Origin of the sequence: Paenarthrobacter sp. NPDC090522 (genome assembly GCF_044769225.1) — a bacterium.
Lineage (GTDB): Bacteria > Actinomycetota > Actinomycetes > Actinomycetales > Micrococcaceae > Arthrobacter.
In genome coordinates this window covers 18794-30903 of the sequence record NZ_JBIVXL010000012.1, presented here as the reverse complement: position 1 = coordinate 30903, position 12110 = coordinate 18794, and the positions used below count along the sequence as shown (strand labels likewise).

General features: G+C 63.2%; 16 protein-coding genes. 4 read left to right on the top strand and 12 right to left on the bottom strand.

Going from position 1 to position 12110, the window contains the following annotated elements; all coding sequences use genetic code 11:
* Positions 1 to 5 precede the first annotated feature (5 nt).
* A complete protein-coding gene (locus tag ACIQT2_RS15920) occupies positions 6 to 545 on the bottom strand; it encodes a TlpA family protein disulfide reductase (protein ID WP_400337184.1) in 540 nt (179 codons plus the stop codon).
* Between the two features lie 78 nt (positions 546 to 623).
* The gene (locus ACIQT2_RS15915) at positions 624 to 1289 is read right to left on the bottom strand and encodes a histidine phosphatase family protein (RefSeq protein WP_397325586.1); all 666 of its coding nucleotides are present in this window, start codon (positions 1287 to 1289) and stop codon (positions 624 to 626) included.
* A 215-nt stretch (positions 1290 to 1504) separates the two neighbouring features.
* Between ACIQT2_RS15915 and ACIQT2_RS15910 the strand changes: the two genes are divergently transcribed.
* A complete protein-coding gene (locus ACIQT2_RS15910) occupies positions 1505 to 2056 on the top strand; it encodes a YceI family protein (RefSeq protein WP_402948460.1) in 552 nt (183 codons plus the stop codon).
* A 172-nt stretch (positions 2057 to 2228) separates the two neighbouring features.
* Positions 2229 to 2966 (top strand): hypothetical protein, encoded by a 738-nt coding sequence (locus ACIQT2_RS15905; protein ID WP_400337127.1) that lies wholly within the window; start codon positions 2229 to 2231, stop codon positions 2964 to 2966.
* 288 nt (positions 2967 to 3254) lie between these two features.
* Here the strand turns inward: ACIQT2_RS15905 and ACIQT2_RS15900 are convergent, their stop codons facing one another.
* The 4 genes from ACIQT2_RS15900 to ACIQT2_RS15885 all read right to left on the bottom strand — a co-directional run bounded on the left by ACIQT2_RS15900 (position 3255) and on the right by ACIQT2_RS15885 (position 5103).
* Positions 3255 to 3542: a hypothetical protein gene (locus ACIQT2_RS15900; protein ID WP_402948242.1), complete on the bottom strand. Its 288-nt coding sequence runs from the start codon at positions 3540 to 3542 to the stop codon at positions 3255 to 3257.
* Complete coding sequence (locus ACIQT2_RS15895; RefSeq protein ID WP_402948239.1) at positions 3536 to 3661, bottom strand: hypothetical protein; 126 nt, start codon at positions 3659 to 3661, stop codon at positions 3536 to 3538. Before ACIQT2_RS15895 ends, ACIQT2_RS15900 begins: the two co-directional genes overlap by 7 nt.
* 402 nt (positions 3662 to 4063) lie before the next feature.
* Complete coding sequence (locus ACIQT2_RS15890) at positions 4064 to 4771, bottom strand: redox-sensing transcriptional repressor Rex (protein ID WP_397325588.1); 708 nt, start codon at positions 4769 to 4771, stop codon at positions 4064 to 4066.
* 77 nt (positions 4772 to 4848) lie between these two features.
* Positions 4849 to 5103: a glutaredoxin family protein gene (locus ACIQT2_RS15885; RefSeq protein WP_400337126.1), complete on the bottom strand. Its 255-nt coding sequence runs from the start codon at positions 5101 to 5103 to the stop codon at positions 4849 to 4851.
* 92 nt (positions 5104 to 5195) lie between these two features.
* On the opposite strand from ACIQT2_RS15885, the gene ACIQT2_RS15880 reads away from it, so the two are divergent.
* Together ACIQT2_RS15880 and ACIQT2_RS15875 are read left to right on the top strand one after the other, a co-directional pair.
* Positions 5196 to 6011 carry an HAD family hydrolase gene (locus ACIQT2_RS15880; protein WP_402948236.1) on the top strand — a complete coding sequence of 272 codons (816 nt, stop codon included), beginning with the start codon at positions 5196 to 5198 and terminating at the stop codon, positions 6009 to 6011.
* A gap of 250 nt (positions 6012 to 6261) precedes the next feature.
* The gene (locus tag ACIQT2_RS15875; RefSeq protein WP_402948234.1) at positions 6262 to 7224 is read left to right on the top strand and encodes an endonuclease domain-containing protein; all 963 of its coding nucleotides are present in this window, start codon (positions 6262 to 6264) and stop codon (positions 7222 to 7224) included.
* Between the two features lie 297 nt (positions 7225 to 7521).
* On the opposite strand, the gene ACIQT2_RS15870 is transcribed toward ACIQT2_RS15875, so the two are convergent.
* From ACIQT2_RS15870 to ACIQT2_RS15845, 6 genes are all read right to left on the bottom strand, one after another.
* Complete coding sequence (locus ACIQT2_RS15870; protein WP_003792170.1) at positions 7522 to 7620, bottom strand: 30S ribosomal protein bS22; 99 nt, start codon at positions 7618 to 7620, stop codon at positions 7522 to 7524.
* A gap of 174 nt (positions 7621 to 7794) precedes the next feature.
* The gene (locus ACIQT2_RS15865; protein ID WP_017199160.1) at positions 7795 to 8007 is read right to left on the bottom strand and encodes a helix-turn-helix domain-containing protein; all 213 of its coding nucleotides are present in this window, start codon (positions 8005 to 8007) and stop codon (positions 7795 to 7797) included.
* A gap of 275 nt (positions 8008 to 8282) precedes the next feature.
* Positions 8283 to 9410 (bottom strand): 3-deoxy-7-phosphoheptulonate synthase, encoded by a 1128-nt coding sequence (locus ACIQT2_RS15860; RefSeq protein WP_402948231.1) that lies wholly within the window; start codon positions 9408 to 9410, stop codon positions 8283 to 8285.
* A 220-nt stretch (positions 9411 to 9630) separates the two neighbouring features.
* Positions 9631 to 10638, bottom strand: a complete 1008-nt coding sequence (locus ACIQT2_RS15855; RefSeq protein ID WP_402948228.1) for an acetylxylan esterase — start codon at positions 10636 to 10638, stop codon at positions 9631 to 9633.
* 71 nt (positions 10639 to 10709) lie between these two features.
* Positions 10710 to 11432, bottom strand: a complete 723-nt coding sequence (locus ACIQT2_RS15850; RefSeq protein ID WP_402948457.1) for a DUF1961 family protein — start codon at positions 11430 to 11432, stop codon at positions 10710 to 10712.
* Positions 11433 to 11434: 2 nt separating this feature from the next.
* Complete coding sequence (locus ACIQT2_RS15845; protein ID WP_402948226.1) at positions 11435 to 12106, bottom strand: rhamnogalacturonan acetylesterase; 672 nt, start codon at positions 12104 to 12106, stop codon at positions 11435 to 11437.
* Positions 12107 to 12110: the final 4 nt, after the last annotated feature.

Below are 12110 nucleotides of genomic sequence, written 5' to 3'. Positions count from 1 at the left end.
GGGTACTACTCGGCCACTGCGGACGTGATGAGGGCCTTGAGGGTGCTCTTTTCAATCTCGCCGAGCACGCGGGAGGCAACTTTGCCTTCCTTGTCGAGGACAAGCGTGGTGGGAACGGCGTTCGGAGGAACAATGCCGGACACCGACAGGAGGACCGCGCCATCCTTGTCGTTGAAGCTCGGGTACGTCAGGTTGAAGGTCTTGTCGAAAGCTTCGGCGGTTGCCTTCTCGTCTCGAAGGTTGACGCCGAAGAACTGCACGCCCTGGTCCTTGAATTCCTGGTGGAGGGCTTCCAACTGCGGAGCTTCCACACGGCAGGGGGCGCAGGCAGCGAACCAGAAGTTCAAGACGGTGACTTTGCCCTTGAGGACATCCGGGGTCACGGTTGTTCCGTTGAAAAGGGTACCTTTGAGGGCCACGGGAGCGCTGCGGTCCGCCTTTGCGAACTCGGTGACGGATCCGTCGCCTGCAACATAGTTCTTGTTGTCTCCCTTGCGGGCCTGGTCCGCCAGGGAGTCCGGCTGGGCGCAGGCCGAGAGTCCCATGGTGAGCCCTGCAAGGAGGACCCCACCGGCAGTGAGCGCGCCGCGGCGCGAGACGTTCTTCTTATCCACGGTTCCCTTTCACGCTCCCGGGGTGCTGGCGGCACCGGGCAGGAGGACAGCGGCAGGCTCGCTGTAGTCCACGCGGGCCACCTTGCCGTCGTCGTCGAAAACCAGGGAGGTAAGCGAGGCCAAAGTGCACTCACGCTTTCGCGGATCGTGGGCCAGCCGGCGGCCTTCGGCTGAGAGCCGGGTTGCCCAGATAGGCAATTGGTGGCTGACCATGATGGCTTCGGCTCCATCGCCGCCGAGTTCGATGGCCTTGAGCCGGGCATCCTGCACAGCGGCGATGACGCGCGCTGCCTGCTCCTTGTAGGGCTCGCCCCAGGAGGGCCGCAGGGGGTTGCGGAAGTAGTACCAGTGCTTGGGCTTGAGGAACTCGCTCCGCGTTGGGTGGAGGCCCTCAAAGTGGTTTTCCGCCTCGATGATCCGCGGATCCGTGGTGATGGGCAGCCCCAAAGCCTCGGACGTGGGCATGGCGGTTTCCTGGGCACGCGTCAACGGCGACGCCACTAAATGGACAATCCTGGCGCCCTGGTCTGCGCGCACCACAAAGTGCTCGGCCAGCATGCGGGCCATCTCCCGGCCGCGCTCGGAGAGGTGGAATTCAGGCAGCCGACCATACAGGACGCCATCGGGGTTATGGACCTCGCCATGGCGAAGCAGATGGACAGTTGCTTGGGGCATGTTTACCAGTTTCTCAAAGATGCGGGGCGATCTGAAATCTTCTACCGCTAGTAGAACTCAAAGTTTTCCCAAAATGTTCCGGGAAGTTGGAATAAAGGATGCATATGCATGTTTATACTAGACACGAAGCTCGGTTGACGCTTCAAGTAAACAGCTCGATCAGATCAGCCGGGTAAGCCCAACGATCCATCCCTATACCTAGGAGCAACACCATGATGACTCTTCCCGCCAACGTCTCCACCGGCACCTGGACCCTGGACAACTCCCACAGCGAGATCGCCTTTACCGTGCGCCACGCGGGCATCAGCAAGGTCCGCGGCCAGTTCAAGGAAGCCGAAGCCACGCTGGAAGTTGGCGAGGCCCTGACCGATTCCAAGGTGACCGCTTCCATCCAGACCGCCAGCTTCGACTCGGGCGACGTCAACCGCGACGGCCACGTCAAGGGCGAGGACTTCTTCGACGTGGAGAAGTTCCCGGAGATCACGTTCGTCTCCCGCCACGTGAAGGCCAACGGTGACGGCTTCGACCTCGTGGGCGATCTCACCATCAAGGGCGTCACCAAGGAAGTTGCCATCGAGACCGAGTTCAACGGCGTGGCCGTGGACCCGTTCGGCAACACCCGTGCAGGCGTCTCCGGTGAAACCACCATCAGCCGCAAGGAATTCGGCCTTACCTGGAACGCCGTCCTGGAAGCCGGCGGTGTCCTGGTCAGCGACAAGGTTGTCATCAACCTTGAACTCGCCTTCATTGCACCGGCTGCCGCCTAGCCTTTTCGCTGGAAGCGGCCCCACGGCGCCCCCGCCCATCTTTGGTGTGCGGGGGCGCCGTTTCGCATACTCGGAAATCACCCGTCCATTGTTCGGCACACACCCGGTATTTGGCTGCGAGTTGGCCCCAAATTTCCTATGCAACCCTCAACCCGCGGTCTACAGTGATGCCATGAGTAACCCAGACGAAGCACCACAGCCTCAGCAGCCCGGCTCCGAGCCACAGCAGCCCGGCAATGTTCCTCCTGCGGGTTACCAGCCTCCGCAGGGCTACCAACCACCCCAGGGCTACCAGCCGCCGTCGCAGCCGGGCCAGTACCAGCAGCCCGGCCAGTACCAGCAGCCCGCCCAAAACCAGCCGCCCCAGTACCAGCAGCCGGGTCCCGGCCAGCCAGGACAGGGCCAGCAGGGTGGTTTCCACTTCGAAATGCCCACGGACGGACCGCGCAATTTCAACGACGTCCTCCCCCAAGGCGGCTTCTCAGGCATCTTCAAAGTCCAGGGGCTGCCCACGGAGCTGAAGGTGTCCTACTTCATCTGGGTGATTTCGGGACTGCTCGGCCTGCTGTTCGGGCTGATCGGACTCTTCGCCATCATCGCGGCCTTCGCCTTCATACCGGGGCTGGCAGCTGTCGCGCTGATCCTGCTGATCATCAGCCTTGCCGTCGCAGCAGCGCAGGTTGTCCTGGCCATGAAGATGAAGGAAGGCAAAGAGTGGGCACGGCTGGCCCTCACGGTTCTTGCAGCAGTCTCTTTGCTTCTGGCCATTTTTGGTTCCATCAACATGGGCGGTCCCAGCGCAGGCCTGGGCAGCAACTGGTTCGGGTTCCTGGTCAGCGCCGTTGCCGTCGTCCTCATGTGGCTCCCGAACTCGCAGCTCTGGTTCAAGGCAGTCAAGGGCACCGCCTGACGCGAAACCCGGGTACCGCCGTCGTGCACTAACAGCAGCGATGATGAAGGCCGCGGGCCTCCCAACGGAGGCCCGCGGCCTTCATCATGCAGGAGTACGGCTATGTACGCCTGCGTGATGATTTCTCCACGCACGGGAAATTCCTGCGTGTGATCCTCCGTACCACCGGGAGGCTGGGGGTACGGTGGATTCAGAACCATGGTGGGGGCACTTTGTTCTTGTTGACCCCAGCAGTATCAGCCGTCGACCAAGCAAAGGAATGCCATGAGCAACCCTCCCTACCCGCCGTCAAACCCGGGCGATTCCACTCCGGAACAGCAGGGGTCCCAGCCTTCGGCGCCGCAATACGGCCAACAGTCCGAACCCAACGCTCCGCAATACGGCCAGCCGGCCGCGCCGCAATACGGCCAGCAGGCTCCGAACGCTCCCCAGTACGGGCAGCAGTCCGCGCCGCAGTACGGCCAGCAGGCTCCCCAGTACGGCCAGCAGCCCTCTCCCTACGGCCAGCAGCCCGGATCGCCCTATGGCCAGGCCGTCCCGCAGTACGGCCAGGACACCAACTGGCCCAGTCAGCAACCGGGTCCCAGCACGGTCCCCCAGATGGTCAACATCGCCTTCTGGATGATCGTGGCCGCCGGTATCCTCTCGGCCATCAGCTCACTGCTCCTGGCAACCACAGGTTCTGATGCGTTCATCAATTCCATGGTCCAGCAGGCGGCAGCCCAGGGCACCGAGTTCCCTGAAGGTTCCCTTGAAGGAATGAAGGGCGCCATCACCGTTGGCGCGGTGATCGGTGCCATCGTGTCCCTCGGACTCTATGCGCTGGTGGCATTCCCTGTCCGCAAGGGCAAGAACTGGGCCCGCATCCTCGGTACCGTCTTCGCCGCCATCTCGGTCCTTGGCCTGACCGGCCTGTTCCAGTTCGGCGCAACGTACGGCATCCTGCAGCTGCTGGTGATCCTGTTGGGAGTCGCGGCAATCGTCATGCTGTACCTGCCGGCGTCGGCACCTTACTTCCGCAAGCAGCAGGCGTTCGGCAACCCGTACGGCCGCTGAGCCCAAACAGAACTGACCAGCGGGCGCGGACCCGGCGAAGGCTAAACGGCCTGACCCGGTGTCTGCGCCCGTTGTGCGTGGTAGGCAAGAATCTGGAGTTCCGTGGCCATGTCCACCTTGCGAAGGTTGACGTGCGGGGGTACCTGGAGGAGCACGGGGGCGAAGCTGAGGATGCTGCGGATTCCGGCCCCGATCACGCGATCACATACTTCCTGTGCCACCGTTGCCGGGAGGGCAAGAACCACCATGTTGGTGTGCGTGCGCTCCAGAACCCGCTCCAGTTCTGCCGAGTCGCTGACCCTGAGCCAGCCAACCTCGTTGCCGATCACCATGGGGTCGGCATCGAAAATGGCCACCACGTCGAAGCCCCGGGATTCGAAGCCACCGTACCGGGCCAGCGCCTTGCCCAGGTTACCGGCACCGACGATTGCCACTTTCCAGTCGTGCGTCAGTCCGAGGGCAGCGGCGATGTGCCGGCTCAAGTACTGGACCTCGTACCCTACTCCGCGGGTTCCGTACGAACCGACATAGGAAAGGTCCTTCCGCAGCGTCGATGAACTGACGCCGGAGGCCTCCGCCAGTGCATCCGAAGAAACGCGTTCCACGCCTTCGGCAAGGAGGGAGTTGAGCGCACGCAAATAGAGGGTCATCCGGGCCACAGCCGCGGGCGGGATCTGCTTGGCGGCAGGTTCGTTGTCCCCGGTTGTTGCCTCCGGTGACGGTTCCAGCGCAGTCACGGTATTCTCCATTGCGTCGCTTGTTGTTCCACTCTATGGCCCCTGACCGGGCTCAACAAAAAGCCATTTCCTTCCGTGAGCGGCGCCCCTTAGCCCTCCAGCGCTTTCTTCAAAAGACGGGTGAGTCGCTGCTCATCGATGGTCCAGAAGTCGCGCTGTACGCCATCCACCAACAGCACCGGAATCTCCTCGGCATACCGGTCACGGAGGGTCGCGTCACCGTCGATCGATGTTTCGCTCCACTGCACGCCCAGGCCTGAGGTGACGCGTTCGACGGCGGCACGCGCCGCGGTGCACAGGTGGCAGTCAGCTTTGGTGAGGAGGACGACGTCGGGAATAGGCATGACTCAACGTTACCGGCTGCGGCGGCAGCGCCCCTGCGGCGTCCGACCATGGCGCGAAGCGCGAGGCACCTGCAATTGACTAGACTCAAGGCATGCCCGACGAGAAGGACGCCGCTGTGCTCGCAGATGCCAAGGTGCCGCAGCACACCGGCGAGGCCGCTTTCTTCGACGTCGACAACACCCTGATGAAGGGCGCCAGCCTCTTCCATGTGGCCCGCAAAATGTACGAGCGCAAGGCCTTCACGCTGTCCCAGGCTGCCGGCTTCGCGTGGAAGCAGTTCAAGTTCGTGATGCGTGGCGAGAACATGGAAGACGTCCATGCCGTCCGTGACTCCGCGCTGACCTTGGCTGCAGGCATTTCGGTCGACGACATCAAGGCCCTTGGCGAAGAGGTCTATGACGAGATGATCGAGTCGCGGATCTGGCCGGGTACCAAGGCATTGGCCGAACAGCACTTGCGGGTTGGCCGCAAAGTCTGGCTCGTCACAGCCACTCCCATCGAGGTGGCTACCGTCATTTCCACGCGGCTCGGTTTAACTGGCGCACTGGGAACCGTCGGCGAGATTGAGAACGGCACCTACACTGGCAGGCTCGTGGGCGACATCCTGCACGGTCCGGCGAAGGCTGTGGCTGTCCAGCTCGTTGCGGACCGCGAGGGCCTGGACCTGGACCATTGCTGGGCTTACAGCGACTCCGCCAACGACATTCCTTTGCTCACGTTGGTTGGCCACCCCGTGGTCATCAACCCGGATGCCCGGCTGCGCCGGCACGCCCGCGAGCACAACTGGCCGGTGTACGACTTCCGTTCGGGCCGCCGCGCAGCCACCCTCGGGCTGAAGGCGGCAACCGTGGGCGGCGCCATCTACGGCCTGTGGCGCGGATTCAGCCGCTTCCGCAGCCCCCGCTAGCCAACGCTCTCTCACCAAACACCCCCACCCCACCGACGCTCTCTCACCAAACACCCCCCTCCCCACCCGACCCTCTCTCACCAAACCACCCTTCCCACCCGACCCTCTCTCACCAAACCACCCTTCCCACCCGACCCTCTCTCACCAAACCACCCTTCCCACCCGACCCTCTCTCACCACGGGAGGCCAACGCCCGACGGCCTGTGGATAACTTCTGCAGACAGGGGGCCTTCTGGGCAAGAATGCCCGTATGCAAAAACCCTCGACGTTTCCGCAAGCACTGGCTTCTGCGCCATTTACCCTCAACCAAGCCGAGGCGTTCGGCGTAGGGAAGCGGCAGCTTTGGAAGCGGAGTTCGATCGAGGGGGTCAGTCAGGGAATCTTCAGGCCTTCGGACTGGGAATTCGATTTAGCCTCCGCGGCCCGGTCCCTTTCGGCCGCAAGTCCGGGCGCCTGGATTTCGCATGTAACAGCGGCGCGGCTCCAAGGCCTTTACTTGCCGCCGTGGCTGGCCGATTCGAACGAGTTACACCTCAGCAAGCCCCGGAAACTGCCTTCTGTTCGTCGACGGGGTGTCATCGGACATACGGTGGTTATCGTCGACTCTGAAATCGAGTTCGCACACGGCATGTGGATGAGCACGCGGCCCCGAACCTGGCTGGACTTGGCACGCCAATTGCCCTTGAGGGAACTCGTTTGCGTCGGAGATCAGCTCATTCGCGTTCCCCGGCCTGAGTTTGAAGGCCGGGACACCCCATATGCATCAATCAGTGACCTTCGCGCGCTGATAGCACGGCACAGGAATCTTCAAGGAGTGGTGCGCGCCCGTGAAGCCCTGGATCTGATGCGCGTCGGAGCCGACTCCGTTCCCGAGTCCCTGCTACGACTGGCAATGCTCGACGCGGGCGTCGCGGAGCCGGACTTGCAGGTGCGACTTCGCCCGAACGATCCATTCTCGCCGTCTGCGGACCTTGGATTTCGGGAGCGGCGCGTGGCCATTCAATATGACGGCGGACATCACCTTTCGGAGGAGCAGATCTTTAGTGATCGACGTCGGGATAGGGCCTTCGAAGCGGCGGGGTGGACAGTCCTTGTCTTCGGGAAGGACTGTCTGTCGGACGGCTTCAACAAGGCAATAGTCGAAATCAAGAAGGCACTCCGAACCGGATGGACGGATCCGTCGGTCGAATCCGGTTTCGCGTCGGGACGGTGAGAGAGCGTCCCCACAAACCGGCGGTCCCGTGAGAGAGCGTCCCCCCAAACCGGCGGTCCCGTGAGAGAGCGTCCCCCCAAACCGGCGGTCCCGTGAGAGAGCGTCCCCCCAAACCGGCAGTTCCGTGAGAGAGCGTCCGCACCAAACGGGCGGTTCGGTGAGAGAGGGTTGCCGAAAAAGGCACCAACGGTGAGCGACGGTTTGGAATTTGGGGGGATTCGGTGAGAGAGGGTCCGGGGGTGCAAAAATGCCCGCCGCCTTGGCAGGCAACGGGCATTCACGCTTGATGAAGTATCTCTACTTCTTATTGCGGCGCTGGTGGCGGGTCTTGCGAAGCAGCTTGCGGTGCTTCTTCTTGGCCATACGCTTGCGGCGCTTCTTGATAACTGAACCCACGAAAGTTCCTTACAAACTAGATGAAGGTCCTGTCTGTTGGAACGGATCCGCGGACAAAGCAGCAGACGGTACAACTGACAGATTCTTACAATGACGTAAAACGTTCCTTAACAGGGTACCGCTTCACAGGGGCACCCAATGACCACTGACCGTCACACGGACTTTGGCAAGGGCTCAGGCGGTCTCCGATTGCCCGTCCACAACAGCACCTTTGAGGTACTGGGCAACGGCCTCTTCCGGAACCCGGAAGGATCGGCCGAACCTGACGGCGGGCATCTCCCCTGAGTGAACCAGTCGATACACAGTCATTTTGGAAACACGCAAGACGTCGGCTACTTCAGCCACCGTCATGAAACGCGCGTTCGAGAAGTTAGTCTCTGCGGACATTTCCCATATTCCTTTGCTCTCAGACAGTAGGACACCCCCAGTAGAACGGTGTGCCGATGCTGAGCCATCAAACAACCATGTGCTAGATACTCTAGAGGCTGATGGGGCCAATGTGAAAGAGCTTGGGCCTAAGTGGGAACCCACTCCGGGGTCCAATCGCCATAAATCCCGACCTCGAGCCCGCCCATTTCGTGGCCACGCTGCAGGCAGTGCCGTGCGCACGGCATCCTGCGCAGCGAGACCACGAAACGGGTTCCAATCCTTGAGTGCGCCGCCTACTCCGCGGTTGCCAGGCGGCGCTTCCTGGCCGAGGCTGCGAGCTGCTCCAGCACGGAAGCCGTAACGTCCCATTCCATGCAGGCATCCGTGACGCTTTGGCCGTAGACAAGTTCCTGCTCCCCCGCCAACTGCTTGGCAACGTCAAGGTTCTGCGCGCCACCCGCGAGGAAGCTCTCCAGCATCACCCCGGCAATGGGGGAAGAGGCACCGGCCTCAAGCTGCGCGCCGATTTCCAGGGCGACCTCGGCCTGCCGGTGATGGCTCTTGCCGCTGTTGGCGTGGCTGGCATCGACGATCAACCGCGGGTTGAGTCCCTTGCCCGCCAGCTTGGACGAAGCTGCTGCGACGTCGGCCTCGGAGTAGTTCGGCCCCTTGCGCCCGCCCCGCAGGATCACGTGGGTATCAGGATTTCCGGCCGTCGCCACCAAAGCTGCCCGGCCGTCGTCGTCGATTCCCAGGAAGGCTTGCTCGGCAGCGGAGGCCCCACACGCGTCGATGGCCACCTGAAGGTCGCCGTCGGTGCCGTTCTTGAAACCGATGGGCATGGACAGGCCAGAGGCGAGCTGACGGTGGATCTGGCTCTCGGTGGTGCGGGCGCCGATGGCACCCCACGAGACGAGGTCGGCCATGTACTGCGGGCTGATCGGCTCAAGGAATTCGGTGGCAGTGGGCAAGCCCAAGGACGTGACCTGCTTCAGGAAGCCCCGGGCCGCACGCAGGCCGGCCGCGATGTCGTGGCTGCCGTCCAGGTGCGGATCGTTGATGAGGCCCTTCCAGCCAACCGTGGTGCGCGGCTTCTCGAAGTACGTCCGCATGACGATCAGCAGGTCTTCCTTGTGCTTCTCGGCCTGGCTCACCAAGCGGCGGGCGTATTCGAGGCCCGCCTTGGGATCGTGGATGGAGCATGGGCCAACAATGACCAGGAGCCGGTCATCCACGCCGTCCATAATGGCCCGGACTTCGTCACGGCCACGGTCGACGACGGCAGCTGAGCGGGCGTCCAGCGGCAACTCGGCGATGAGGTCCTGGGGTGCCGGAAGCGGCTCGAAACGGGCGACGCGAAGGTTGGACGTCGCAGGCTGCGAACTGTTCGAGGTCAAAGATTCCGGGGCGATGCTGGTCATTTTCTGGGTCCTGTCCGGGATGCGGAGCGGGCCCCTTTTCAGAACCCGCCGGATATGGCGAAGGGCAGAGAATGATCTCTGCCCTGTTGGCTCTGAAGGAAAGTTGGATGCGTGTCAGTTAGACGCGGGCCCCTCCAGAGCCAACGAAAAATACGCATACCAACGCTTAGTCATAGCCACACCATAACCGCGCGGGATCACACCCGGCAAATCGCGTCCGTCATGATGACAAGAGTTTGCGCAGGAACTGCAATTGCTTGATCCAGTGGTGTTCCTGCCCGCCCTCGTGGTTGTTGAAGCGGTACACCTCTACGTCCTTCTCAGGCGATCCGCCTGCCAGACCGTAGGCGTTGTAGCTCGCGAACACCGTGGACGGCGGGCAGATGTCGTCCATCTGGGCGGCGGAGAACAGCGCCGGTACCGAGGCAGCACGGCCCAAGTGGACCCCATCGAAGTAGTTCAGCACCGCCAAGGTGGACTCATAGCGGTCGCGGTGCCGCCCAAGGAACGAGGCAATCTCCGGGTACGGGCCCCGCGGCGCAATATCGATCGCCCGTGTAAAGTCCTGCAGGAAGGGGACATCCGGCAGCGCGGCGATGACGCCGTCGAGCCTTCCCGCTGTGAGTCCCGCAGTGGCGACCGTGATGCCGCCGCCCTGGCTGACGCCCGCCAGGACAACCTTGGAAGGGTCGACGGCGGGATGCTGCTGAGCCGCTTCGACCGCCCGGAAGGCGTCGGTGTAGACGCGCCGGAAATAGTACTCGTCCTGATGGCCGGAGCCGCGGGTCATGAGGCCGGCGTAGTTCACCCCACCGGCAGAGGGGTGCGGGTCCGGAGTGTCCCCGGAAACGCCACCGTAACCCTGGCCCCGGGTGTCCATGATGAAGTGCGCATACCCGGCCTGGGCCCAGCGGGTGTTCTGGTTGACCAGCCCGCGGCCGCCGGAGTAGCCGATGTATTCGACCACCACGGGAAGGCGTTCCCCGGCATCGCGATGCGCCGGGACGTGCAACCAGCCCTTGATCCGGTTTCCGCCGAAGCCGGAGAACGTGACGTCGAAGGTGTCGATGACGCTGAGGTCGTTGTCCACGGGCTCGAAGACGGCGTCCAACGGAAACAGCCGGGCCTCAGCGATGGTCCGGTCCCAGAAGGTGTCCAGGTCGGCCGGCGGCACGGCGCCTGACGTGTAGTCGCGGAGCTGTTCAAGGGGAAGGTCGAAGAGTGGCATGGTCCGTTCCAGGGTGAGGAGTGGGAATTACGGAGGTGAGGACATCCTACGTCATGGCAGGGTGGTGCCTGTCACAGTGCTTCAACAACCAGGTTTCGGTAGGCCGCCACGAGCGGCGCCATCTGCCTGATGCCAAAGTATCCGCCGCCAAGCGGTGCCTCAGCGGGATCCACCCAATCGAACAATGGAAGTCCGTTGATGGAGAAGGCCACGCGGGCTCCATCTTTGATGACCTCCATGCGGTAGAAGCCACTGGCGTCCTCGGCCGGCGGGAGAGGGTCGGCCCCCTGGGCCACAAGTTCGAACCCGGCACTCTTGCGCAGGTTACAGGTCCGGAAGGCCCGTTCAGAGGCGTACTTATGGCGGAAGTAGGAGACGTGGAGCGCGTCCATGTCGCCGGAGTGGTACTGCGGGTAGAAGCCGGTGCGCGGCGACAACCGCGGAGAGAACAGGTCCTCGCCACCATGGCCCCGGGCAGAGAAAAACACCATGGCCAGGCCCGGCTCCTCAACCGGCATGAAGTCCCAACTGATTCGAACGTGGTCCGGCAGTTCCTCCGGGCACCACAGCGTCCAATGGGCGTGGTCGCCGAATTCGTCCGCATCCACCGAACCGGAGAGCAGCAAGGCGCTGCCCCCTGCTGCAACGCCGCCGCCCTCTGCTTCAGCGGCACCGTCGGCCACCGCGGAAGCCGCCCCCAGTCCGCCGGCGTCGTACGTTCCCGCCGTCACCGGACCTTCGGCCACCCAGTCCGACACATCGTCGGGCCCCCGCAAAGGGTTCCGGTACACCACGTTCAAGCCGAAGCCGCCGTCCGGAGCGAAGAAGCCAAACCATAGCCAAGCGACTCCAACTGCCCGGCCACGTGGGCCGCGATCATGCGGGCGCCCTTCTCGTGGAAGTGGGTGTTGTCCTCCAGCCCGCCGGCCCAGTGGGCGTGCTCTCCCGGCGCGAAATGGAAGAACAGCTCCTTGGAGCCCTCCTCCCCGAGTTCCTGGTACAGGGCGCGGGTCCAGGTGTTGAGGTCGATCACCTCAAGCCCGAACTCGCCGCCGAGTTCACGCACGACGGCGGGAAACTCACCGAGCGTCTCTTGCAAGACGCCCAACTCAAAGTGCCGGCGTTCCACCGATGTACACAGAATCGGGATCCCACCCTTCGAGCGCACTTCGGCAACCATGCGCCGGAGATTCTCCGCGTAGCCGGTACGGGCCGCAAGGTGGTCACGCTTCTGGTCGTTGTGCCCAAACTGGATCAGTACCAGGTCGCCTTGGACGGCCTGGTGCAGCAGTTGGTGCCACAGGCCTTCTTCCCGGAACGATTCGGTGGTGGCGCCGCCCTTGGCGTAATTGTGAACGGCCGCCCACCAGTACGTTTCGGGCGCGAGGTGGGCACCCCAGCCGCTCATCGGAAACTCGAAGCTGGGGCACGCGGCAACGGTGGAGTCGCCTGCGAGGAGGATCTTCATGGTG